We start from the raw sequence: 23920 nt of genomic DNA, 5'->3' as shown, positions 1-23920 counted from the left end.
GATATGAGTCAAGCAATGCATTCAACTGCGACTAAACCAAGCTTAAAAATACAAATCTCAGAACTGCTGCTTTGGCTGGTTCCTGGTGTGCTGGCCTTGAGTTTACTCATGTTGGCCCATTATCAACTGAGTATTGAGAAAGATAAGCAATATGCACTTAATAACGAGTTGGTGATAGTTGGGTTAGTTGACGAGGTACTAGGTGAAACTTTAGCCACAATGTCAGCAGATGCTAAAAACCTGGCCTATGTATCACAAAAAATTGTGAGTCAAAATTCTCAGTCAGTAGTTGAGCTCACGGCTTATTTTGAACAACTTAGTAGTAATAATCTTAATTACGACCAAATTCGTTTTATTAACCCTAATGGGATGGAAAAGCTTAGGGTTAATAATTTTCATGGTGAAGTCGCGGTAGTTCCCTTAAATAAGCTTCAAGACAAGTCACAGCGCTATTATTGGCAACAAACTATCGGTCTTGAGGCCGGTAAAGTGTACATATCCCCAATGGATCTCAATGTTGAGGACGGTAAAGTTCAGTACCCCTTAAATCCGACTATACGGGTTGGTACACCAGTCTACGACGACAAAAATAGGCTCTTAGGTGTAATTGTTCTGAACTACAAAGGTGACCAGTTAATTCACAAACTATTTAATATTGCCCCTAATTTTATCAACCACCTTTATCTTCTCAATCCGCAAGGTTTTGCGGTGATCCATCCGTCAGACGATCCCCGAACTCGCTTCAATTTTGATACTAAAAGCTCTTTGGATGCTAGTGTCCTAGACAAAATAAGAAGCCTTGAACAAGGGCAGTTTTCTGATGATGGGCATTACTATAGTTTTGCATCGGTTGATGCGCCTAATAATGGGGTTTGGACCGTTGTTTCTGATTTCCCACAGCAGCGCTTCGATCTGGCTCACGTGGCCTTTTTTGAACGCTATGCTTGGGTTTATGGACTGCTGTTGGTTGGCCTAATATTTTGCGCCACGGTCTTTAGTCGCTATCGGGTGCAAACCCGATTCTTAAGTCAGCAAAGACACAACGAGTTGCAGTTTCGGCAAACCATGGAAAATATTCAACTTGCGGCTGTGACCATGGACCGCCGAGGAATCATTACCTTTTGTAACGATTACTTTTTAAATATGGTGGGCTATCGACGTGATGAAGTCGAGGGCTCTAACTGGATACAACGTTTTATTCCCCAAGAACTTCATCCACAAGCGAGCGAAGCATTACATGAAGCGATACGCCTGCAAACTCATCAAGCCCAAAGTGAAAGCGTGGTGATGAGTAAGTCGGGAGAAATACACCTTGTCGCGTGGACATCCACATTTAGTGAAAGTTTCCATCAGCAGTTAAGCCTAACCTTACTCGGTGAAGATAGAACCGAACAAAAGTTAGCACAAGACCAGCTACAGCAGTTGAGTCATGCGGTCGAAAGCAGTCAGAACTCAGTTATGATTACCAACCTAAAAGGTCTGATTGTTTATGTGAATCCATTCTTTTGTGAATTAACCGGCTACTCCCGCGATGAAGTATTAGGGCGCTCACCAAAGTTTCTCCAGTCAGGCGATATGGATGTAAACGATTATACTAATTTATGGGCAACCTTAACCCAAGGCATGGAATGGCGAGGTGAGTTTCATAATCGTAAAAAGAATGGGGTGCTTTATTGGGAGCGAGTTCGTATATCAGCGGTCAATGATGTCGAGGGCCGAGCGCTTTACTATGTTGCTGTTAAGCAAGATATTACCGAAGAGAAGCGCTTGCTTGCGCAGGTAGAACGCCAGCAACGCGATCGCATTCAACATGAGAAGCTCGCAGAAGTCGGTAAAGTTGTCAATATGATAGCCCATGACCTGCGTAACCCGCTGAGCTCAATTAAAATGGTTCTTCAAATCAACGCTCGTAAATCTGAAGACGAAATGTTCACCATCTCTTTAGATCAAGTTCGGTATATGGAGGCTATTCTTGAGGAGTTGCTTGCCTACTCCAAGCCTGATGAGTTTAAGCCAGAATGGATCGACATTAATAAACTGATACAAACCATCATCGCCGGCCAACAAAAACTGAGCCGCGAATGGGGAATAGCTTTAGATGTGCAGTTACAACCTAACTTGCCGACTTTATACGCCGATCCGATTAAGATTAGACAGGCTTTGCAAAATGTATTGCTCAATGCGCTTCAGGCTGCCAAGTTAAGTAAGATAGCAACAGCAAAGGTCATGGTCAGTACCAATATCATGATTACCGATTCTAATACCCAACTATTAATCGATATCGAAAATAATGGTCAGAGTATCGACCCATGTTTGGCCGATAAAGTTTTCGAACCATTCTTTACGACCAAAGCTCAAGGCACCGGTTTGGGCTTAGCGATTGTTAAACGTATAATAGATACTCATTCTGGAAATATTTCTCTGCAGGCGATGGAGTCTTCAGGTACTCGGGTGCGAATTCGTATCCCTACTACCCAAACAGAGCTTTGGGAGCAAGAAAAGCAAGGATTGGCGGTAGTATGACCAAGTTATTAATCATTGATGACGATCTCGGAATTTGCCGCACACTGCAGCTGCATTTCGAATCTTTGTCCTATGAGGTGCAAGTCGCACATTGTGTTGAAGACGGCTTAGCCTTGTGCTCAGAATTTAGTGCCAATGTGATTATCTTGGATATTCGAATGGAAGGCACGTCGGGTTTAGATGGCATCCCACTGTTTAAGCAGCTCTTACCGCAAGCTCGTATCATTATGATTACTGCATTTCATGATATGGACAGCACGATCACGGCGATGCAGCAAGGGGCTGATGAATACATACATAAACCCATCGATATCGATGAACTAGACAGTGCGGTTGAATCCGCGGTCGAATATAGTGCATCAACGCAAGAAGAAGCATTTCTAATTCCAAGTAGCTTTGGTCAGTCGATGGTGGGTAGCTCCCACGCAATGAAGGAAATCTACAAAACCATAGGGCGAATTGCCGCAACTAATGCGTCGGTGATGATTACCGGCGAATCTGGCACTGGCAAAGAGATGGTCGCGAGAGCCATCCATAATTCAGGCAAGGGTAAAGATGCGCCATTTGTTGCGATTAACTGTGCCGCGCTGGTGGAAACACTGCTTGAGTCCGAAATGTTTGGTCATAAAAAAGGTGCTTTTACAGGCGCTGTTCAAGATCAAATAGGTAAGTTTGAATTGGCCAATGAGGGCACTTTGTTTTTAGATGAAATAGGTGAGCTTTCTTTAGTGATTCAAGCAAAGTTACTACGGGTACTTCAGGAAAAAGAATTCACACCAATTGGGGCAAAGCACAGTAAAAAGACCAATGCGCGCATTATCTGCGCGTCGAACATTGACTTTAGCGAAGCCTTAAAAGCCAAAACCTTTCGCGAAGATCTTTATTATCGTTTGCAGATTGTACCCATTCATTTACCCCCCTTGCGCGAACGCCGGGAAGATATTGATGCCTTAATCCCAGAGTTGTTAGCCAGAGCGAACAAAGAGTTAGGTTCTAAGATCACCAAGGTTGCTGTTGACGCGATGGAGGCATTGCGACACCACTCATGGCCAGGTAATGTTCGAGAATTACAAAACACCTTAACCAAAGCTGTGGCCATTTGCCGCGGGGATATTTTGAGTTTGGACTTATTAGAAGATATACAAATGCCTGAAGCAGTATCTTTATCGGCATTGGATCTTGCTGATTTATCAACTGACCAAAGCCTACAAGAAATTGCATATCAGTATGCAATGCGTGTGTTGGCTAGCGTAGAAGGACACAAAGGCAAAGCCTGCGACATTCTTAAAATATCTAGACCACGGCTACAACGTCTACTTGAGCGCGAGTAAATAGTCAAAAACCTATCGAAAATAGCCTAATCGTTAAAATGATCTTAAAAAATTGTCAAGATTCGATGTAAAAATCAACACAGGGTGTTATTTTGAGCACTCTAAAAAATTTACCGAAGAAATATCCAAGGATTTAGTTGTGAGTTCAAATAGTGTTTGTCCGCAATGCGGTGGTCATAAGCCTTCTCTAATGGCTTGTCAGGATTGCGGCTTCAAGTTAGCTGTAGTATCTCGCCCCCCAACAAAGCCGGAAGTGTCCGATAAACCCATTACCTTGCCGAGCTATGGTCGTTCTTATCAGGTACAAAATGAGAATCAAAACCGCAGCGACGTGGTGATTAAAGTGAAGAAAAAACGAACCTACACCTTGCCCGACGAATAAGCACAGGCAGCATTGCTATAGGCTATTGTTCTAAATCTGCAGCGGGATAGCTGATAGCATTGATGTACCAAGTTGTTTCGCCTTGCGGGGTGAGAACTACAGCTTCGTCGTCAATGGCTTTGTTTAGTAGCGCGCGCGCCATTGGGCTATCGATAGATATATAATCATTGCGGCCAAAAATTTCATCATAGCCAACCACCCGAAACTCGCGCTTAACGCCGTCTTCGTTTTCGACCTCCACCAATGCACCGAAAAAAACTTTACCCTCTTGTACGGGGGAGTAGTCGACAACTTTGACGTTTTCTAAGGTTTTGCGCAGGTAACGAACCCGACGATCAATTTCACGTAATTTACGCTTGTTGTATTGATAATCAGCATTCTCGCTGCGATCGCCCAAACTTGCCGCCCATGTGACAATCTTGGTAATGGCTGGCCGTTCATCTCGCCATAGAAAATCGAGCTCTTGTTTAAGCTTGTTAAAGCCTTCCCGGGTGACTATTGCAGTTCTCATAAGTTCGCTAAGGATTGTTATGTATCTGCGTGAAATATACCATGTTACACAGACCTATCCATACAGCCTAAAATCAAAAGAATTCGTAATACCAATCCTACTCATTATTTAATCAGCATAGCCGACTACAATCACTTGCCTCAGCATCAATAATGGTGTCATTAGGTCAACTAGTAACTGCGGTTTTTCCTTAATTCAAGCATTTCTATATACGACTAATCACGACCAACTAACAGATAGGAATGGTATAACGTCCTTGTTCAATCTGACTTTCTATTATGCTGCCGCACGCTGCAAATAATTCTCGCAATGTCTAATAAGCGCCTGACACAAGTTGACGGACCAAAACTGACCCGCAAGTGTCATAACCCATTGCTGACCTATCGGTTCTACTAATCCGTTTTTTTGCCAAGCTTTAAGTAAAGCCAAACTGTGTTGACCCAGTTGCTTCGAAGCGCACGCTTCTATCGCTCTGAGGTCTATCACTCCGCGGTCGCAAGCGGCCTTTATCTGGCAAACCAGAGCGGCGTTCTCCGCCGCTGGAATAACCATCATGGAAGGAATTTGTCCCTGCTCGATACTGCTCACGTAAGTGTCAATATCTCGATGTTGCATGTAGGAGAAACCTGAAATATTTCCGCCCGCACCAGCGCCAATAGGTAAGACTTCAGCTTGAGTCTTAGCATAGCTGTTATAAAGACTACGCTCGCGATTATCCCTAGCCCAGTGGTTGGTGCTCAACTGTCGAAACTGCCCATCAGTTAGGAACTTATGTCCTTGTGCGTACAACTTCGCTTTTTCAACCGTGGTACTTGGTGCGGGTAGTTTCCCAGCTTCAACCAGCTGATGCATCGGTAAGCCTTGCATGCCTATGAGCTGGTATAGATCTACTCCGTGAGCACCTGATTCGGTGAAATCTTCTAGGTCTTGTTGAAATATTTGCGGATCGATATACGGAAGTCCGAGAAGTAGGTCAATACAGATGGGAGCGGCGTCATAAGCGACAAAGCTTTGCAGTCGTTTGATCACTACTTCTCTGTCATCGAGACGTTTTGCTGCTCGGCGAACTTTGGTGTTAAAGCTTTGAACTCCAAAAGAAAAGCGATTAAACCCTCCCGCTAGAGCTGCTTCAAACTCACGCTCATGGAAGCGATGAACGCGCCCTTCTAAGGTAATTTCACAATCATTGTGCAGCGGAAAATGTTGACGAATTAGACGCCCCAGTTCTTGTATCTGTTCAGCATTTAAATCAGTTGGAGTCCCGCCGCCTACATAGACCGCATGAAAAGGTGCGGCTTGGGCCCAAGCGGTACTAGCGCGAGCAATGAGCTCCGTTTTCAAGGCCTTGAAATAATGGCTAATCTGCTCGGGCTTGGATGCGTATTGAAAGAAATTACAGTAGGTGCAGCGCACCCGGCAAAACGGAATGTGAATGTATATCACGCGCTTACCAAGGTGACCGCTACGGGTAAATCGTTGTTGGAGAACGCTTTGTGCTTGCTGACCTGAAAGTGGGGGAGCATTTTGCGAACCCGCATGCGGTCCCAGCTTTTTATCGAAAGCAAACAGCAAAGGCTCGGGCGAGTGGCGTCCGGTTAAAGAGATATCAAGTGTCATGGGCGGCTCTATTGCTCAGCGAAAGATTGAGCGTTGGATTTCCAAGCTTGAAAGCGCTCTAGCTGCTCACTCAACAGTTGCCGACGCTTATCTCGACCTAGATAGATTTTAAACAAGTTATGACCTTGTGCATCTAGGAACTGAAAGCAGTGACTCTCCGATTGTCGAAAGGGCTTACTCACTAATGCAATGTGAGCAATATTTTCTAACTTTAAGTGCCCGTGAAGGTGGCTGTTGGGATCGCCAATATTGTAGTAACCATGGCCGATTCGACCCTTAGGGAATACATCTTTTACCTCAAATATGAGCTCTCCAGCCTGAATGATGGTGGTCATCTTACCGAAATTTGGCAACTCTTTTAGTAAGGGTTCGAGTTGTTCGCGCTCTAGAAACGCAACCATGTCTTTGGGTAATTGCTTTAAAACCTCTAGTTCTGAGCAGTTTAATTGCTGCGCTATTTGGCGTGGAAGTGAGTCTGGGCTGCTGGTTAGGGCGCTTTGTATTTGTTGTTGCATGTTGAACGTTCCGTTTGAATTTTGTATAGCATAGCAATTTTGTAAATGGTAATGCAAATGATAACGGATCTTGTTTACATGGATTCAATCGATTGCTATAGTGCCGGAAATTTTAGAACTCGATGTGATTATGCTTCGTTTGGTTTTGGCCTTGTTGTTGTCTTTATTGCTGCATTTAAGCTATCAGCCTATAAGCGCTAAACAAGCGCCACTAAAGGTATCAATGGCAGGACAAAATGCGTCACAAATGAGTTTGAAGCTGGTCGCGGCTCCGCATCAAAAAGAAGCGTTAGCAAGTACAGATGAAGAAAATGCCTTGTTATCAGACCCATTAGAAATGAAGTCGGACCCTGAAATCTTGGAAGAAGAATCCGAAACTCTTACTAAAGACAGCGTTGAGCCAGAACCTAAGCCAATTGTTGAAGTGAAGAAAGCTGAACCAATGATAGCAGTGGCAGAAACCAAGAAGCGCGAAAGCAGTGCTAAAAAGCCAGTACCTAAGAAAAGTACCAAAGCGCCCAAGCCAAGTAAGGAGCCCGCAATGCCTAAACCTGCACGCCCAGAGCTGGTGCCGGAGAAGGTGATTGATGTGGCTAAAACGAAGCCGACGCATGAGTCAAAAACAGAGTTGCCGAGTAAATCGCAGCAGCAAGTGAGTTCAGCACCGAAGTTAGGTTTAGACCAATCGGCACAACTAAACACTAAGCCACAGTTTGCCCGGCCCCCACAAGCGCCAGACTATCCGCGCAAGGCTCGCAAACGTGGGCAGGAAGGGGTTGTCACCATCGAAGTTAGTTTGAGTCGGGCGGGTCATCAACAACAGATAAAGATCATAGCGTCATCAGGGTACAAAGACCTCGATGCAGCAGCGCTAAAAGCAGTACGAAATTGGCAGTTTAAACCGATGCAAAATCAAGGCAAAGCAGTTGCTTCGAGAGTACGCATTCCGGTTCGATTTGATTTGGGGTAAGAGAGATGTTTGAGCAAGAACAATTATCAATGCAGCAAGTTTTTCAGGGTTTTGACCCGCTTGTCCTTTTAACGATTGAAGGGTCGTCGCGACTTGGCGCGGTGCAAATTCCGCTGATGATGTGTTCTGTTATTGCGTTAGCAATCATTATTGAGCGTTTGTTTTGCTATAGCACATACGCCCTAAGTATACGTTCGCAGCATTGGCTCAAAGTTGCGCACAAGCTTAATTCGCAAAGCCCAGAGCAATGCAAAGAATGTAAGCAACAGCATTGCTTTACCCGCTCTAGAAGCCCAGCTGTATCGGCACTTAAAATTCTGTTTTTACACAAGGATTGTAAGAAGTCACTGCGAGAAGAAGTGGGCCTAATTTGGCTTAAAAAACAACAATCTAAACTTGATCGAGGGCTTAGAGTTTTATCACTAATCGCCGTCATTACACCGCTGTTGGGCTTGTTAGGTACGGTCTTAGGCTTAATGGAAATGTTTGGTGCAATGTCGCAAAACAGCCAAGGCGTTGAGATTGCACAGTTATCCAATGGCCTCGGTTTAGCAATGCAAACGACCTGTGTTGGACTCATGTTAGCGGTACCGGCTCAAGTGGCAAGCTACTTACTTGGATTATGGAAACAAGTTTTGGTTGAGCAACTCGAACAGATCCTTAACCAAGGGAACTTGTTGCTTGAAGGTGTCGATACCATAGCGGCGATTGCTAACCCAAAACAACAGTACACCCAAAGCCAATTACAGCAGCAAGGCGATTTTGTGATGGTCACCGCAAATGATTAATTTGCCAGCTCAGAGCTCTCAAAGCGGTCTTGGTGCGGACTTAACCCCGCTTATCGACATTATTTTTATTGTCATGGTTTTTTTAATGTTCAGCTTAAATGCCAAAGTTCATAGCCTCGAATTTCAGCTTCCAACTTCGGGCAGTTCTGCGTTGCACAGCGTGGATCAAAAACCGCAGCTGGTGATCGGAATTGAAAGCCAAGGTTGGTATCTCGACCAGCAATTTTATGACACTTGGCAAGATTTCGAACAGCAACTACTCGCCCACTTAAGCAATGCACCCGATCAGAAAATTAGTGTGGCAGCTGATCAAAACCTGAGCTTGCAGAAGTTTATGCAAGTCCTCGCGTTGCTTCGCGAAAACGATATTACCGACACCCAAATATTGATGGAACAAAACCTATGAAGTTTAAGATTTTTTTACTGATGTTTAGCCTAAGTTTCAGCTTTGCTAGCCAAGCGCAAGTGCGCGTTATTAGTGCCGGGGCTAATGTAACTGAAATCGTCATTGCGCTTGGTGCTTTAGATACCGTGGTGGCAGTTGACTCGACCAGCCGCGCTTTAGTGGACGACTCGATACCCGTGGTTGGCTATCACCGTGCGCTTGCCAGTGAAGGTTTATTAAGTCTAGAGCCAACATTGTTAATCGGTAGCGAAGAAATGGGGCCTAAAAACACCCTTGAAGTTCTAAGCAATGCTGGTGTTGAAATCAGTACGTTACCAGCAACCAAGGGGGTCGATGGTCTTCTCGAACGTATTGCTCATACCAGTAAAGTTTTGTCTAAAGAAATGCAGGGGCAAGCATTAGTTGAGCAAACACGCGCTGAGATACAGAGCTTGGACGACTCGCGAAAGCAATTGCTTGAAACGCAAGTTGCGCCAAATCGCGGCATGTTTGTTATGAGCTCAGATGGACGCAAAATGACGGTTGCTGGTGATAAGACGAGTGCGAGTGAGCTACTGCACTTAGCGGGAATAGAGTCGGTTACTTCTGGCCATTTTGAAAGCTATAAACCCTTGAGTCCTGAAGCCATTTTAGAATTGCAGCCGGACGTCATTTTGATCAGTTCCCATAGCTTGCAAGCTATAGGAGGTGTGGATGCAATGCTTGAAATGCAGCCCTTGTTGAAGCTTACGCCGGCAGGTCGTGATCGTCGCATCGTTAGTATTGAAGGAACTGCGCTAATTGGTGGAGTAGGCATTAAAACCATAGAGCTTGCTCAGGTCCTTATAGAGCAGCAGCTTGATGAGCTCTAAGACGTTGGACATGCGAAGCGCCTATCAGTTGCAGTGGGGCCGTTTGAGCTTGGTCGTTCTCGGTTTATTCGCCATTTTGATGCTGACGATTTCTCAAGGACCCATGGCCATTTCGTTTGCGGATACCTTACGGGTACTGCTGAGTCGTGGATTCGGTTTTGATTTCGAACTCTCTCATAGTAGTGAAGTCATCGTGTCTCAGATCCGTCTACCACGAGCCTTATTGTGTATTTCAATTGGTGCGATTTTGGCGCAATGCGGTGCGGTAATGCAGGGACTGTTTCGGAATCCTTTAGCAGATCCTGGGATTATCGGTGTGTCTTCTGGCTGCGCTGTTGGGGCGGCGCTTGCCATTGTTCTATTTTCAAAAGTATCTAACAGTTTTGACTTGCCAGAGCAGTTATCGCTAGTTGCAGTGCCGCTAGCGAGCTTTAGCGCAGGACTAGTTACGACCTTACTTATCTATCGTTTAGGAACCTCAGTGAATGGAACATCGGTCACCATGATGTTACTCGCTGGAATCGCAATATCAGCTCTAGCGGGTTCGTTAATTGGGCTGATGAACTACCTTGCTGACGACCAAATGCTACGTGATTTAAGTTTATGGCAAATGGGCTCTTTGGCCGGAGCCAGTCAATTTAATTTGATACTCAGTTGGACGTGCTTGGTGATCATTAGTGTCTTTTTCCAGCGTGATGCCAAGGCTCTTAATGCCTTGTTGCTTGGAGAATCCGAAGCTCGTCACTTAGGGATAGACGTTCAAGCACTAAAAAGACGGTTAATTTTGCTTACTGCGTTTGGGGTTGGGGTTGCAGTTGCTTGCGCAGGATTGATTGGTTTTGTCGGTTTGGTTGTTCCGCATCTCATTCGTCTCATTCTTGGGCCAAATCATTACCAATTGATCCCCTATAGTGCGTTGCTGGGTGCTGGCTTGTTGTTAGCCGCAGACACCGTTGCTCGGATTGTGGTTAGTCCTGCTGAAATGCCCGTTGGATTAATAACCGCAGTACTCGGTGCCCCATTCTTCTTAAGCCTGCTGCTGAAACAACGCAACTTATTATCGGGGGCGTGATGGTATGAATGACATAAAACAAAGTGCCAGTTTAAGACTCGAGAATGTCAGTTTCGAATATCAAGAAAATCGAGTTCTTGAAAACATAAATTTACAGGTTTATCCCGGCGAGCACCTTGGACTATTAGGTGCCAATGGCGCTGGGAAATCGACCTTACTTAAGCTTATCAGCCGAGAACTTAAGCCTAGTTCAGGCACCATGTTTTGGTTTGGTAAATCGTCAGACCAGTGGCAGCCTTTAGCGCTTAGCCAGCGACTAGCAGTGCTACCTCAGTCATCAAGCTTGAGCTTTGCATTTAGCGTTAGTGAAGTTGTCGAAATGGGTTTGCTTAGCAGTAGTCTAGGCTACCGACGTCAGCAAGCAATTTGCGAGCACCGCATGCGTGCAATGGATATATGGCGCTATAAAGATAGCCCCTATACCCGGCTTTCGGGTGGCGAAAAACAACGGGTTCACTATGCGCGAGTGAGTGCTCAATTGGCACAGTCTGAAGACCAAGCGAAGTTGTTACTACTTGATGAGCCAACCAGTGCCTTAGATCTTAATCACCAACAGGCATTAATGCTTGATGCCCAACAGCAAGTTTCTAGAGGATGCTGCGTCGTCAGCGTTCTGCATGATTTAAATTTGGCGAGCCGATATTGCTCGCGATTAGTTTTACTTAGTCGAGGCGAAATTATCGCTAATGGCAGCCCAGACCAAGTACTTACCCCCGAAAATATTGCCCAAGTTTTTGACTATAAAGCCCAGGTTATCCGCAGTGATAGTGCGAACTTCCCGGTGGTCATTTGAAGCAATTTATAACAATTCTAATCCGTCTATAAAGACAAGGAGCTCTATCCAATGAGAATTAATCCGCTTACATTAAGCATCCTAAGCGCATTTTGTTATTCCGGTTTGTTAAGCGCTGAGGAAGCCGAGCAAGGCGTCACTGTGTTTGACCAAGTGGTCGTGTCAGCCTCACGCACAGAACAAAACTATGAGGATGTTGCGGCGACAGTTAGCCGTGTCGATTCCGAGCAGATGCAAAAACAAGGCGTGAATCGACTTGAAGACACCGTGAAGTATATTCCGGGTGTTTCGATGAACAGTGATGGTCGCTTTGGAGCAACCGATTTCAATGTCCGCGGTATGGAAGGTAGTCGCATCAAAGTATTGGTTGATGGTGTTGAGCAGCCAGTCGCCTATGATCCAGGCGGCGGTACGATGATAAAGGGGCAGGGCGGTATAGAGACTGATACCTTGTCAGTTATCGAGATAAACAAAGGTCCCGCGTCGAGCCTATACGGTAGTGACGCACTTGGCGGGGCGGTTGTGATGCGCACGAAAAGCCCAGAGGAACTGCTGCAGGGTGAAGATGGCCATGCCAGTTTAGATGCCGGTTACCAAAGCCGTGACGAAAGCTACAAAGCCACTGTCAATTTAGCCAAACAGGTCAATGACAAAGCGCAAGCTATGCTGATTTACACCCATCGTGATGGCAGTGAATTGAAAACCCATAGTAGTGGGTTAGATGTTGAAGGCCGCGATCGCGGACAAGCAGACCCCGCCGATTATCAGAGCGATAACTTTTTAGCGAAACTAAATCTAAGTCTGAATCCTTCGCACAATTTGAACTTTACCGGCGAGTACTATCGATTGCGCAATGATATCTCGGTTCTGTCGAATGAAGGCTATGTCATTGTTCCGGGTATGTTTGAGTACACAAATAATTATGCGAAAGATGAAGTTGATAGAGCGCGACTAGGTTTGGAGCATCAATGGTATGCCGATATACAGGCCTTTGACGAACTAGTTTGGAAGTTAAACTGGCAGCAATCGAATTCCAAATACAGCACTTTAGATACGACTCCTTTTTATGGGGATCGAGTACGGCAGCGTGATGGCAAAGATAGCTCGCTTCAGTTTGATGTTCAGGCCGAAAAAGAAATATCTCGAGAAAATGCGACCCATTTGATCAGTTATGGGGCAAGTATTCTCGATGCCCGTTTTGAGCTAAATCATTCTCAAGTATCGGAAAACTATGGCACGGCTATCGGCACCGATGAGATGCCGCCGCAAACCGATACTTTAAAATACGGTCTCTTTATCCAAGATCAAATTGCTTTGCTTAATGAGCGCCTGCAGCTCAGCGCTGGCTTACGCTATGACAATTACAGCTATAGCCCTAGTGAGAACCCAGATCGTCCTGAAGGTTACGTAGATTTTGATAGCGATGCGATCACTGGGCGTTTAGGTGCGGTATATCACCTGCTCGAAGGTAATAGTATTTATGCTCAATACTCTCAAGGATTTAAAGCTCCGACACCGCAAGACCTTTACTATGTATATGGGCAGGGTGCGATTATCGAGCCCAATGCTGATTTAAAACCAGAATCAAGTGATTCAATTGAGTTGGGCTGGCGCCACAAAGGCAGCGCCATGCAGTGGGAACTTGCCGCTTACTATAATGACTATAAAGACTTTATCGATCGAGTTTTAACCGGTACCAGCGGCACTAAGGATGTGTATCAGAACCAAAACATTGGTAGCGCGCGCATTTATGGCCTCGAGTTGAGCTCTAATCTTAGTCTTGATCGCGTAAGCTCACTACCTGTAGGTAGTTATGCTCGATTGTCGGCGGCCTGGTCTAAAGGCGAAAACCGAAGTGATGATGTGGCCTTGGATAGTGTTGCACCTCTAACTGCAGTTTTGGGTTTAGGATTTGATAGTCGCAATAAACGTATGGGCTGGTCAGGCACATTGACCGCAGTTGCAGGAAAAGAAGGTGACGATTGGTCGAATGAAGATAACCTGAAAGCTCCGGGGTATGCCCTTGTCGACCTTGATGCTTACTATCAAGCCACTGACAAGCTAAGCATTCGCGGCGGTATCTATAACCTTCTTGATACCAAGTATTGGTATTACAGCGACATCCGTGATTTAGATGAAAGCAGCCAAGGCGTTGACCGTCGCACTCAAAGCGGTATTAATTTTGGTGCGAATTTCAAATACGAGCTTTAGTTAAACTTTATACAACATGCCTGCGTTTCGCAGGCAATAAAAGGAAAATAGCGTGAGTAGTGAACGTATTCAAAGTCGCATTGGCCCTGAAATATTAGAGCTATTAGACCTACAAAAAGCGATGTTTTTATCTAGCATCACTCCAGATGGGGACCCATATGCTTCATATGCCCCCTTTGCCATCGAAGACGATGGTTTTTATGTGCTGCTTAGCGAACTTGCCTTGCACGCGGTAAATCTTCTCAAAACGCCAAAGGCAGCGGCATTGATTGTCGAAGATGAAAGCCATGCGAAAGATTTATTTGCGCGCAAGCGGGTCAGCTATAGTTTTACTGCGCAGCCTATCCCTCGTGATAGCGAGCAATGGCACAATGGGGTTGCTTGTTTAGTGGCTCGTCATGGAGAGCGTTCACAGAACCTAAGTCAGCTTGGGGATTTTCACTTATTCAAATTGGTGGTAACCCGCGGTCGTTTTGTGAAAGGTTTTGGCAAAGCTTTTGAATTCAGTGGCCCGAATGTGTGTGGCGAGTCCATGGTGCATTTGCGCGATGGACACCTAACGACTAAGGCTTAAGTTGATAAACAATAGACGAGTACGCTTGTCATTTTTATCAGCAATAATTCCAAAGTCATGAAATAAATTCATGATCATGGCTTCAGTAAGTATAAGCGTTGATCAAAGCTCCTTTTATTGTCATCTTGTAGACATATAGACGTCCAAACGTCTCAGTGGCAATAAAAGGGAATTACTGATGGGCTTTCATCACGCACAACAAATCGAATCGTTAAACCAAAGTGTTAGCGAGTTGAAAAAGATTAACGTCTCATTTGAGTTTTTCCCACCAACTACTGAAAGTATGGAAAATACCTTATGGGACTCAATTGAGCGTCTACAAACTCTTAAGCCTTCATTTGTTTCGGTGACATACGGCGCTAACTCAGGTACCCGTGACCGAACGCATAACGTAATTAAATCGATTCAAGAACGCACCGGCTTGGTAGCAGCTCCACATCTAACCTGTATTGATGCAAATGAACAAGAGCTACGTCAGATTGCGAAGGATTATTGGAATAGCGGTGTCAAAAACATTGTTGCGCTGCGCGGCGACTTACCCAGCGGTTCAAGTAAACCGAATATGTATGCCAGTGACTTAGTCGAGCTGCTTAAGCAAGAAGCCGATTTTGATATTTCGGTTGCAGCCTACCCTGAGGTGCACTCCGAAGCTAAAAGCGCACAGGCGGATCTACAAGCACTTAAACGAAAGATGGACGCCGGCGCTAATCGAGCAATTACTCAGTTCTTTTTTGATGTGGAAAGCTACTTACGCTTTCGTGACCGCTGCGCAGCCATTGGAATTGAATCGGAAATTGTTCCGGGAATTTTACCCGTGTCGAATTACAACACCCTGCTAAAATTTGCTAACTTTGCTAATGTCAAAGTTCCCAATTGGCTGCACCAGCAGTTTCAAGGCCTAGACAACGACCAAAATACTCGCAACTTAGTCGGGGCTAGCATTGCTATGGATATGGTCAAAGTTCTATCGCGAGAAGGCGTCAAAGATTTTCATTTTTACACCTTAAATCGCTCTGAACTAAGTTATGCAATCTGTCACACCTTAGGTGTCCGTCCTTAATATTTTATTTGTAGAAATCAATAGTCATTGATCTTGGCCCAACAGATAAATGTCTTAAGTGTATGATAAGCTAATTATTAAATGGACTTTAAAGCTTATCCTAGTGATGAATAGTAGATCTAAAATCACCAACTACATTGAGCAGGGGTGTATTGATAAACACGATATCCCCCAAGCTTTAGGGCTTGCCCACTTAAGCCCTGAGCCAAGACACTGGTACAAATTTATCTCTCAGCTGAGCTATTGGCTGAGCGCCATCGCGTTTTCCTGCGCGGTCATCTTCTTTTTCGCATATAACTGGGATGCAATGGGCCGCTTTGCCAAATTGGCTGTGGTTCAAAGTCTTTTAGTGTTAGCTATCGGTAGCTATTGTTTGCTCCCAGCTAAGTCCATGTTAGGAAAAATGCTGTTATTTACGTCCAGCTTATTTGTAGGGGCCTTGCTGGCTTTAATTGGGCAAATTTATCAAAGCGGCGCTGATCCCTGGACTTTGTTTGCGCTATGGGCGCTGCTGATTGTCCCATGGATGCTCATCAGCCAACTACCAGCGCTTTACTTGTTTTGGATTGGTCTGTTGACCTTATCCGCTGGATTATATGTCGACGGTATTGGCTACTCTGGTTTTGTATATTGGGTGTGTTTTGTTATTAGCAGCTTCGCGTTAATTTGCTGGGAGCTTTGCAGCCTAAAATATAAATGGCTTAAACAGGCCTGGGCAAGCCGGATTTTGCTGGCTATCAGCTTACTCAGTATCAACAACTTATTGGCTGAACAAGTATTTTGGAGTCAAGATGCAAGTTACTGGCGCTGGCTGGTCTGGGGCCTTTGGAGCTTGGGCTGTTTTTTCATTTACCGATTTAAAAAGCCTGACCTCATGGTACTCGCTGCACTGGCTTTATCATTTATCGTAGTTGTCGACATGCATCTAGTGAAATACGTACTAGAAAGTGCCGGAGGCATGCTGTTGATTACTGGGCTAACAATAGCCATGGGTTCTTTTGCTAGTCATTGGCTTAAAACAGTGGGGCGTCAATGGAACCAGTAAAAACTAATCAACTGTGGCAAATCCTAAGTTCGAATAATTTAGTGGATGGACTTGAGCCGACATTCGATGACGGTGCGCCTTGGTATCTAAAGATCTTGATGGCCGTTTCTGGTTGGATAGCTGCACTTTCGATACTTGGCTTTCTTGCGCTGGCACTACTCGAAGTGTTTGAGGACCCAATTTTTGCAAGCATCTTTGGCTTTATCCTCATTGGGTGTGCATTTCTTCTTTTGCGTTCCCAAAACTCAGACTTTAGAGAACATATTGGTTTAGCACTTAGCTGTGCGGGACAAGGATTACTGGTGTGGGCACTATTTAGTGAAGCGCATGGCATAGAGTTTTGGCTGGGTTTCGCATTGATGCAATTGCTTTTAGCTTTGCTGATGCCAAATGCGCTACACCGCACTATATCGGCGTTATGTTGTTTGTTGGGATTAGCTGGTGTTGGAGCTGAAATGTCGCAGCCTTTGCTGGCGCCAAGTATCGGACTTATTTTAAGCACCTCCTTGTGGCTACGAGAGTTCCAATTTGGTCGCTACATTTCTCAGTTTAGAGCGCTTGGCTATGGCTTGACCTTAGGCAGCTTGTTATTGTCCGGGGCATATACTCAGTTTTGGCTTTATGATTTGTTTTTAAGCGGTCAGCTTGAAAGCAGCGATTGGTTTTGGTCTGGCGGCATTATTCAAACCGTTGTTGCAATGCTGATGCTAAGCGTCTTACTTAGGCGTTATGACTATTCATTTAAGAGGAACACAACGCTTCTGATTTATTGTCTCGCCTTATTGGTTTGCTTCGTCGCTGCACAAGCCTCTGGGGTACTGGTTGCCATAATTGTTTTGATCTTAGGGTTTTCTAGACAAAATCGAATTCTGATGAGCTTAGGCATTGCCTTTGGTTTGCTTTACTTGAGTTTCTATTATTATCATTTAAGCGCAACGTTACTTGAGAAGTCGCAACTTTTGGCGGTGTTAGCGCTAGCTCTAGCGATGATCCCTCGCTTAATTCGCCATACCATGCTGAAGGACAATCTGCATGAATAAACGCATCGCAATTGCTGGCTTAGCTCTGATTTTGGCATTTGCAAATTGGACGATTTTCCAAAAAGAACAACACCTGGAAAATGGTGAAACGGTCTATCTAAAGTTAGCTCCGGTCGATCCGCGTAGTTTAATGCAAGGCGACTACATGGCGCTGCGCTATGTTGCCAGTACGCAAATATCACAAGCGCTTGCCAAGTTTGGACGCTCAAAGCATGACTTCGCAATTTTTGATATTGATGTTAATGGCTTGGCAAGTTTTAACCGTCTTGATGACGAAGTAAGCCTGAGTGCGAACCAACAGCGAATTGCCTATGGTATTGAAGCTGGGCAATTGCGCTTTGCTAGTGATGCTTTTTTCTTTCAAGAAGGCAGCGCTCAGGTATACGAAGCTGCCGAATATGGGGTATTTTCATTATCCGATAATGGACAGCTGGTATTGATTGATTTAGCTGATGACAATTTTGTGGCTTTATCTAAGGACTCTAAATAGATCCATATTGGCAAAATAGAAAGCCCCGAATAGACGGGGCATTTTGTTCATTAATTTTTGTTTAGCGTCCTAGAAGCTTACAGCAAAACCTACAAAATGGGCTTTCATGTCGAAGTAACCGTTGAGGTTTGAGCCGAGACCGTCCACTTGAGCAATCTGTGGCGTGCCTAGATCTGCATATTCGTAGAAAAAATCTACAGGTACGGTATTGATAATAGTGCTTACGCCAGCTGAATAGCGTATTTGGCGATCGACTGGCAAATCAGGTGTTTGATATTGCGCGTCATCAAGTGGTGATGTTTCGTATGATATGCCAAGTTTTAATCGAGTCTTAGCATTGAGACGATAATCTACCCCGACAGCATAAGCCCAGGTATCTTTCCAATTGCGCTCAACTGTAAGTGCATTATTTCCATTGATAGATACAGGTGTTTCTTGCAAGTCACTCCATTGTGTCCAGGTAATACTGCCGAGTAACTTGAGATCGGAATTAAGCTCGTGGCTAATATCGGCGCGAGCAAAAGCTGCCGAATCGAGTCCGACGACATAGTTCCCTTGCTGGTTCACCATGCTTATGGTTTCGCTAAATTCATGTTCGAGTTTGGAGCGATAGCTTAAACCGGTAATCGTTTGCTCGTTCCACTGGTATGCCATACCCAAGTTGTATCCAAAGGCCCAGTCGGTGCCAGCTTCGAGGTCGATAGGCCTTCCCATAGGACCTTGCATCCCCCCTTCAATCGCACCGTAGTTTGCTTGAACACCTGCACCAATCGAGAATCGGTCATTTACTTTATAACTAAGTGAGGGATTGATTTGCATTGTGACCAAACTAACATCTACGATTTGGTCTGCGCCTGCCCAGTAGTGTCCATAATCAAGTGCTGAACCACCAATGGTTGCAACAGCCAAACCCGCTGACCATTGTTCATTTAGGTTTTGAGTATAGAAAATACCTGCTGCACCGAGTAAACCGCCGGATTCCCCAGAATTATCAGCCGCATTTTCATAATCGTAGTACTTATTAGAAAGACCAAGCACCAAGCCGTTAACCGTAAATATGTCTTCTTCGATAAAACTGTTAATAGCTGGGTTTGACCAGATTGAAGCTGCGGATCCGGTGTAGACACCGTCACCGGCGCCAGCTGTTCCAAGATTGGCATAGGCTGCTTGTGGAAGGTGAAAACCTCCGGCTAAAACACTGGTTGGAAGGAGAAAAAATACGAAGGTGGAATGCTTAAAACTAGGTTTCATGAATGACCTTTAGTAATGGTTATAAGGGGTTCATCCATGAATGGTGAGCAGTATAAGAGTCGCGAGTTAAAACGCAAGTCAAGACTACACTAAATTATAGTTTTTACTGATGTTTAGTCGTTGCTCGCCTTAAAGCCAATTCTAAAACCACCCCAATGGCGCTCATTTACAAATATTGGCACTGATAAATCGTGCATTACTTCTCCGGTATCGCGCTTATAAGTTTGTAGCAACACTTTATCGGTGTGTTTACCACAGCGTATCCCGGTTGGGTCGTCAAAAATACGCTTAGTGCGGTTATTTGCCATGTCCAACTGGTAGTCGCCAGTCAAAATTTGGCTAAATCGACGGTTATGGGTAGGAAAGTATCCGCGTTGATCGACTGCGCCGGCATAAATAATTTGTGGATTACGTTCGAGGATTGGTTCTTGGATAGCCGGAAACAATTTATCAGTTAGTTCGTCAAATGGTGTCGAATATTTCGGTGGGTTGGTGCCACTTTGTTCTTCGTATTTAGGGTCAAAAAGATCTCTTTCGGTGAATTGGCCGCTTAATAGCCCGTTTGCTAGCTCCTCGCCACAGCGCAGTGCGGCGCTATTCGCTTCTTCCAGTACTTGCTGTTCAAAGGTTCCCGTTTCCCAATCGCCGAGCTCAGTAAATATCCCTTCGGTGGTTTGCGATAAAGAATAGGCTTGGCTCGAAATGTCTTTGCTGCGGCTACCGGTATGGGTAAGTGAGTCGCGTACTTGATTAATTGAGCTTGAAATATCCGCTGTGGTATCGGCTTGTTCTTGCAAAGCCGACTCGATATGTCCAATAGCATCGGTGGATTGGTCGATGCTGGACGATATGTCGCCAAAGCCTTCGTCAAGTTTTTGCATGGCCTCCACAACACTGGAGGTTTGCTCAACCACTTGCTGCATTAATGCCGAAGTTTGGTCAGTTTCATTGTGGATGTTAGCTAGCATGCTTTCTATGTCGTTAGTGGCTTGTGCCGATTTGGCCGCAAGTGCCCTTACTTCGTCAGCAACCACGGCAAACCCGCGGCCGTGTTCGCCCGCTCGTGCAGCTTCGATGGCTGCATTGAGCGCAAGTAAGTTGGTTTGTTCAGCTACGCCACCAATTAAACTAGTGATATTACGAATTTGATCTGCGCTGGATTTTAAGGCCAATAATTGTGATGCCGCAGTGTCGACATCTTTGCTTAATTGGACAATTGACCGGTAGCCTTCTTGGGTGGTTATTTTTCCATTTTGGCTTAGTTGTTGAGCATGACGCGCTTGCTCTAGAACATGTTTAGCATTGTCACCTAAACTTTTAGTCGTCTGGTTAAGTTGTTCGGCAGCTACCGCAATGCGGCTAGCGTATTCGCCATTGTTATCAATACTCTGATTTACTTCATCGACAAAATGCGACACCTCAGCTGCGCCAATCGCAATTTGACTGGTTAGTGCACTGATATTCCCAGCTGAACGATTAAAACTTGAATTGTCTGGGCCCTGAGAAAGAACTCGTTTTAGGGTCCGTTGTTGAAAAATACACAAAGCGATAATACTTAGCGTGCTGACGCCAGCGGTTATAAAATAGCGCGCAGCTATGGCTGAAGTTGGTAATAACTGTTCGCAAAACCATTGTAAAAACATTATAAATGCTAGGTATGCGAAACCTAGGCCCAACCAAAAAAAACGTTTCATAAGTAGCACTATAGAGATGAAGTGGCTATTAGTTTGGCTAGTTGTTGGTGCTGAAGGAAATTAGACCTTAGTCAAAATGTTATATTTTTGTTACAAAAAAAGCGGGCCGAGCCCGCTTTAGTAATGCTGGAAAGCTAGTTTGCCTAGCCGGTATTACGCATACCAGCAGCAATACCAGCGATGCTGACCATTAGAGCTTGGTCGACAAGCGGGTGTATTTCACTATTGTTGCGCGAGCGATTAAGCAACTCAACCTGCAATACATGCAAGGGGTCAATATACGGGTTACGCAAGTTAATGGACTCAACCACCCATGGCTGATGGCTCAGCAACTCGTCCTTTTTGATTAGCGACAATAGATTACTGCGTGCCTGTTGTAGATTCTCGCGTAAACTGACGCCCAGTGGTTTTTGCTCATCAGCAACTAAGCGGTCATCATAGATCTGCGACAGCCAGCTATCGGCTTTCATAAATACCATTTCTAACATTTCTAGGCGATTGTAGAAAAATGGCCATTGGGTCATATCGCTGAGTGTCTGTTGTTGCTCTTTATCGATAATTTCTTGCAGTGCTTCACCGCTACCGAGCCATGCTGGTAGGAGTAAGCGATTTTGTGACCAAGAGAAAATCCAAGGAATCGCTCGCAAACTTTCAACACCACCATCCAAACGACGTTTAGCTGGTCGGCTACCCAGAGGCAGTTTACCAAGCTCGCCTTCAGGTGTGGCAGCGCGGAAATACGGAACAAATTGCTCTTCGCCCCAAAGTACTTTGCGATAAGCATCACAAGAGGTCGCTGCCATTTGGTCCATTAGTTCGCGCCACTGTGGTAGTGGTTCCATAGGCGGCTTCAGATTCGCCTCTAGCACTGCGCTTGCGTAGATTTCTAGACTTGCCAATGCCACTTTTGGTAGACCAAACTTAAAGCGAATCATCTCACCTTGCTCGGTGACGCGCAGACCACCGTCTAAGGAGCCCGGAGGTTGTGAAAGTAAAGCTGCATGTGCCGGTGCACCACCGCGACCAATCGTACCGCCACGACCATGGAATAAAGTCAGCTTGATTTGTTGATTGGCGCATATAGCCACTAAAGACTCTTGAGCACGATATTGAGCCCAAGACGCTGCAAGTACGCCGGCATCTTTGGCTGAGTCTGAATAGCCAATCATTACATGCTGATGGCCGTTGATATAGCCGCGATACCAATCTACACCTAATAAGTTTTGCATGGTGGCAGGAGCGTTATTAAGATCGTCTAAGGTTTCAAATAAGGGAGCAACTGGCAATCTGAATGGGCAACCGGCTTCACTTAATAGCAACTGCACCGCTAGAACATCCGATGGATGACTTGCCATGGAGATAATATAGATACCGAGTGCGTCACGGTTTTGTTGTGATACCACGTGGCAGGTATCGAGTACTTCTTGAACCGCTTCACTAGGTTCCCATTTTCGCGGAATTAGTGGACGCTTGCTATTTAGCTCTTGCAGTAAAAAGCTCTGTTTGTCACGTTCTTCCCAATGCGCATAGTCGCCTAAGCCTAGGTGACGAGTTAGCTCAGAAAATACGTCAGTATGGCGTTGACTATCTTGGCGAATGTCTAAGCGCACAAGGTTGATGCCAAAACACGCCAAACGGCGCAGTACATCAAGTAGTGAACCATCAGCAATAATACCCATGCCACAATCGTGTAGCGAATGGTAACAAAGCTCTAATGGTTCGCGAACTTGTTCGGTGCTGGTGATTAGATCGCGAGCTTCAGTATAGTGACCTTGGAGTACAGCGCTCAAATACTGATGGGTTTCACGTAAGTCATTACGCAGTTCTTTTAAGATAACGCGATAGGGTTCATCGTGATCGTTGCTGTACTGCATGAGTTGCTCATTAGCATCGCTCATTGACAGCTCTGAGACCAGTTGACTAATTTCTTTTAAGTAAAGGTCAACGGCTACCCAGCGGCTGCTTAGTAACACTTCTTCAGTCACTTTAGCCGTAACAAAGGGGTTTCCGTCACGGTCTCCACCCATCCACGAGGTAAAGATGATCGGGGCAGCGTCTAGCGGTAAGCGCATATTGAAATGCTCAAGGGTGAGCTTTTCAAACTGACGTAAGAATTCAGGGACCGCTTGCCAGAGCGAATTCTCGATTACAGCAAAGCCCCATTTCGCTTCATCTACTGGCGTTGGACGTTGTTTTCTGATTTCGTCTGTATGCCAAGCTTGATTAACCAATTGCTCAAGGCGATCTAACAGGCGTTGACGCTCGTTTTTTGGTAAACCGTCTAACTCCAACCAGTCAAGGCAGTCGTTAATCGCGACATGTTTGTTGATCAAAGTTCGGCGCGTCACTTCGGTAGGGTGAGCCGTTAGCACCAATTCAATTGATAACTCGTGAATCGCTTTTTTGATTTGATCATCACTTAGGTTTTGTTCCTTCAAGCGAACAAATAAAGCTTCGATAGGGTCACACGAACAGCTATCGCCCTCGCAATTACGCGAAACCGTATGAAATTGCTCTGCGATATTGGCTAAATTTAAAAATTGGCTAAAGGCGCGTGAAACCGGTAGTAGTTCATCATCGCTGAGATTACGCAATAAACTCAATAATTCTTGGCGGGCTTGGTCATCACCATTTCGAGATTGTTTCGCTAAGCCCCGGATAGTTTCAATTTTGCTAAGAAATTCTTCACCGAGGTGAGCCTGAATCGTTTTTCCCAGTAATTGCCCTAAAAGGCTAACGTTGGAACTTAAACTACTGCTGTTTGATTCATGTGTTGGTAAATCCGCCATACTATTT

The 23920-nt window shown here is 45.2% G+C and carries 21 protein-coding genes; 15 read left to right on the top strand and 6 right to left on the bottom strand.

Annotated elements, in window-relative coordinates:
- Positions 1-3 precede the first annotated feature (3 nt).
- The 3 genes from DBZ36_RS02110 to DBZ36_RS02100 all read left to right on the top strand — a co-directional run bounded on the left by DBZ36_RS02110 (position 4) and on the right by DBZ36_RS02100 (position 4236).
- Complete coding sequence (locus tag DBZ36_RS02110; RefSeq protein WP_233558079.1) at positions 4-2523, top strand: PAS domain S-box protein; 2520 nt, start codon at positions 4-6, stop codon at positions 2521-2523.
- Entirely contained in the window at positions 2520-3854 is a 1335-nt protein-coding gene (locus tag DBZ36_RS02105) for a sigma-54-dependent transcriptional regulator (RefSeq protein WP_120353268.1), read from the top strand. Before DBZ36_RS02110 ends, DBZ36_RS02105 begins: the two co-directional genes overlap by 4 nt.
- 139 nt (positions 3855-3993) lie before the next feature.
- Positions 3994-4236 (top strand): hypothetical protein, encoded by a 243-nt coding sequence (locus DBZ36_RS02100; protein WP_120353267.1) that lies wholly within the window; start codon positions 3994-3996, stop codon positions 4234-4236.
- A 22-nt stretch (positions 4237-4258) separates the two neighbouring features.
- On the opposite strand, the gene greB is transcribed toward DBZ36_RS02100, so the two are convergent.
- The 3 genes from greB to hutX form a co-directional block, all read right to left on the bottom strand.
- Positions 4259-4747: a transcription elongation factor GreB gene (gene greB / locus DBZ36_RS02095; RefSeq protein WP_120353266.1), complete on the bottom strand. Its 489-nt coding sequence runs from the start codon at positions 4745-4747 to the stop codon at positions 4259-4261.
- Between the two features lie 276 nt (positions 4748-5023).
- Complete coding sequence (gene hutW / locus DBZ36_RS02090) at positions 5024-6364, bottom strand: heme anaerobic degradation radical SAM methyltransferase ChuW/HutW (RefSeq protein WP_120353265.1); 1341 nt, start codon at positions 6362-6364, stop codon at positions 5024-5026.
- An 8-nt stretch (positions 6365-6372) separates the two neighbouring features.
- Entirely contained in the window at positions 6373-6879 is a 507-nt protein-coding gene (gene hutX, locus DBZ36_RS02085; RefSeq protein ID WP_120353264.1) for a heme utilization cystosolic carrier protein HutX, read from the bottom strand.
- A gap of 70 nt (positions 6880-6949) precedes the next feature.
- On the opposite strand from hutX, the gene DBZ36_RS02080 reads away from it, so the two are divergent.
- The 12 genes from DBZ36_RS02080 (at position 6950) to DBZ36_RS02025 (ending at position 18179) form a co-directional block, all read left to right on the top strand.
- Positions 6950-7849 carry an energy transducer TonB gene (locus DBZ36_RS02080; protein ID WP_147394984.1) on the top strand — a complete coding sequence of 300 codons (900 nt, stop codon included), beginning with the start codon at positions 6950-6952 and terminating at the stop codon, positions 7847-7849.
- 5 nt (positions 7850-7854) lie between these two features.
- Positions 7855-8637 carry a MotA/TolQ/ExbB proton channel family protein gene (locus DBZ36_RS02075; protein ID WP_120353262.1) on the top strand — a complete coding sequence of 261 codons (783 nt, stop codon included), beginning with the start codon at positions 7855-7857 and terminating at the stop codon, positions 8635-8637.
- Complete coding sequence (locus DBZ36_RS02070; RefSeq protein ID WP_120353261.1) at positions 8630-9043, top strand: ExbD/TolR family protein; 414 nt, start codon at positions 8630-8632, stop codon at positions 9041-9043. Before DBZ36_RS02075 ends, DBZ36_RS02070 begins: the two co-directional genes overlap by 8 nt.
- The gene (locus tag DBZ36_RS02065) at positions 9040-9894 is read left to right on the top strand and encodes a heme/hemin ABC transporter substrate-binding protein (protein WP_120353260.1); all 855 of its coding nucleotides are present in this window, start codon (positions 9040-9042) and stop codon (positions 9892-9894) included. The genes DBZ36_RS02070 and DBZ36_RS02065 overlap by 4 nt, the downstream gene beginning before the upstream one ends.
- A 79-nt stretch (positions 9895-9973) precedes the next feature.
- Positions 9974-10966, top strand: a complete 993-nt coding sequence (locus tag DBZ36_RS02060) for a FecCD family ABC transporter permease (RefSeq protein WP_233558084.1) — start codon at positions 9974-9976, stop codon at positions 10964-10966.
- Positions 10967-10970: 4 nt separating this feature from the next.
- Positions 10971-11759 carry a heme ABC transporter ATP-binding protein gene (locus tag DBZ36_RS02055; protein ID WP_120353258.1) on the top strand — a complete coding sequence of 263 codons (789 nt, stop codon included), beginning with the start codon at positions 10971-10973 and terminating at the stop codon, positions 11757-11759.
- 51 nt (positions 11760-11810) lie between these two features.
- Complete coding sequence (locus tag DBZ36_RS02050; protein WP_120353257.1) at positions 11811-13970, top strand: TonB-dependent hemoglobin/transferrin/lactoferrin family receptor; 2160 nt, start codon at positions 11811-11813, stop codon at positions 13968-13970.
- 52 nt (positions 13971-14022) lie between these two features.
- On the top strand, positions 14023-14544 hold the full coding sequence (locus DBZ36_RS02045) for a pyridoxamine 5'-phosphate oxidase family protein (protein ID WP_120353256.1): 522 nt from the start codon (positions 14023-14025) through the stop codon (positions 14542-14544).
- Positions 14545-14722: 178 nt separating this feature from the next.
- Positions 14723-15604 (top strand): methylenetetrahydrofolate reductase, encoded by an 882-nt coding sequence (gene metF, locus DBZ36_RS02040; protein WP_120353255.1) that lies wholly within the window; start codon positions 14723-14725, stop codon positions 15602-15604.
- A 106-nt stretch (positions 15605-15710) separates the two neighbouring features.
- Positions 15711-16649, top strand: a complete 939-nt coding sequence (locus DBZ36_RS02035) for a DUF2157 domain-containing protein (protein WP_120353254.1) — start codon at positions 15711-15713, stop codon at positions 16647-16649.
- Positions 16637-17689: a DUF4401 domain-containing protein gene (locus DBZ36_RS02030; protein WP_120353253.1), complete on the top strand. Its 1053-nt coding sequence runs from the start codon at positions 16637-16639 to the stop codon at positions 17687-17689. Before DBZ36_RS02035 ends, DBZ36_RS02030 begins: the two co-directional genes overlap by 13 nt.
- The gene (locus DBZ36_RS02025) at positions 17682-18179 is read left to right on the top strand and encodes a GDYXXLXY domain-containing protein (protein WP_120353252.1); all 498 of its coding nucleotides are present in this window, start codon (positions 17682-17684) and stop codon (positions 18177-18179) included. Before DBZ36_RS02030 ends, DBZ36_RS02025 begins: the two co-directional genes overlap by 8 nt.
- Before the next feature lie 69 nt (positions 18180-18248).
- On the opposite strand, the gene DBZ36_RS02020 is transcribed toward DBZ36_RS02025, so the two are convergent.
- The 3 genes from DBZ36_RS02020 to ppc all read right to left on the bottom strand — a co-directional run bounded on the left by DBZ36_RS02020 (position 18249) and on the right by ppc (position 23913).
- Positions 18249-19430, bottom strand: a complete 1182-nt coding sequence (locus tag DBZ36_RS02020; protein WP_120353251.1) for an OmpP1/FadL family transporter — start codon at positions 19428-19430, stop codon at positions 18249-18251.
- A 113-nt stretch (positions 19431-19543) separates the two neighbouring features.
- Positions 19544-21124 (bottom strand): methyl-accepting chemotaxis protein, encoded by a 1581-nt coding sequence (locus DBZ36_RS02015; protein WP_233558078.1) that lies wholly within the window; start codon positions 21122-21124, stop codon positions 19544-19546.
- Between the two features lie 143 nt (positions 21125-21267).
- Positions 21268-23913, bottom strand: coding sequence for a phosphoenolpyruvate carboxylase (gene ppc / locus DBZ36_RS02010; RefSeq protein ID WP_120353250.1), 2646 nt, complete (start codon positions 23911-23913; stop codon positions 21268-21270).
- Positions 23914-23920 lie beyond the last annotated feature (7 nt).

Source organism: Alginatibacterium sediminis, assembly GCF_003610775.1.
GTDB classification, from domain to species: Bacteria; Pseudomonadota; Gammaproteobacteria; order Enterobacterales; family Celerinatantimonadaceae; genus Alginatibacterium; species Alginatibacterium sediminis.
The sequence above is the reverse complement of the archived record's forward strand: the minus strand, read 5'-3'. Positions and strand labels throughout refer to the sequence as shown.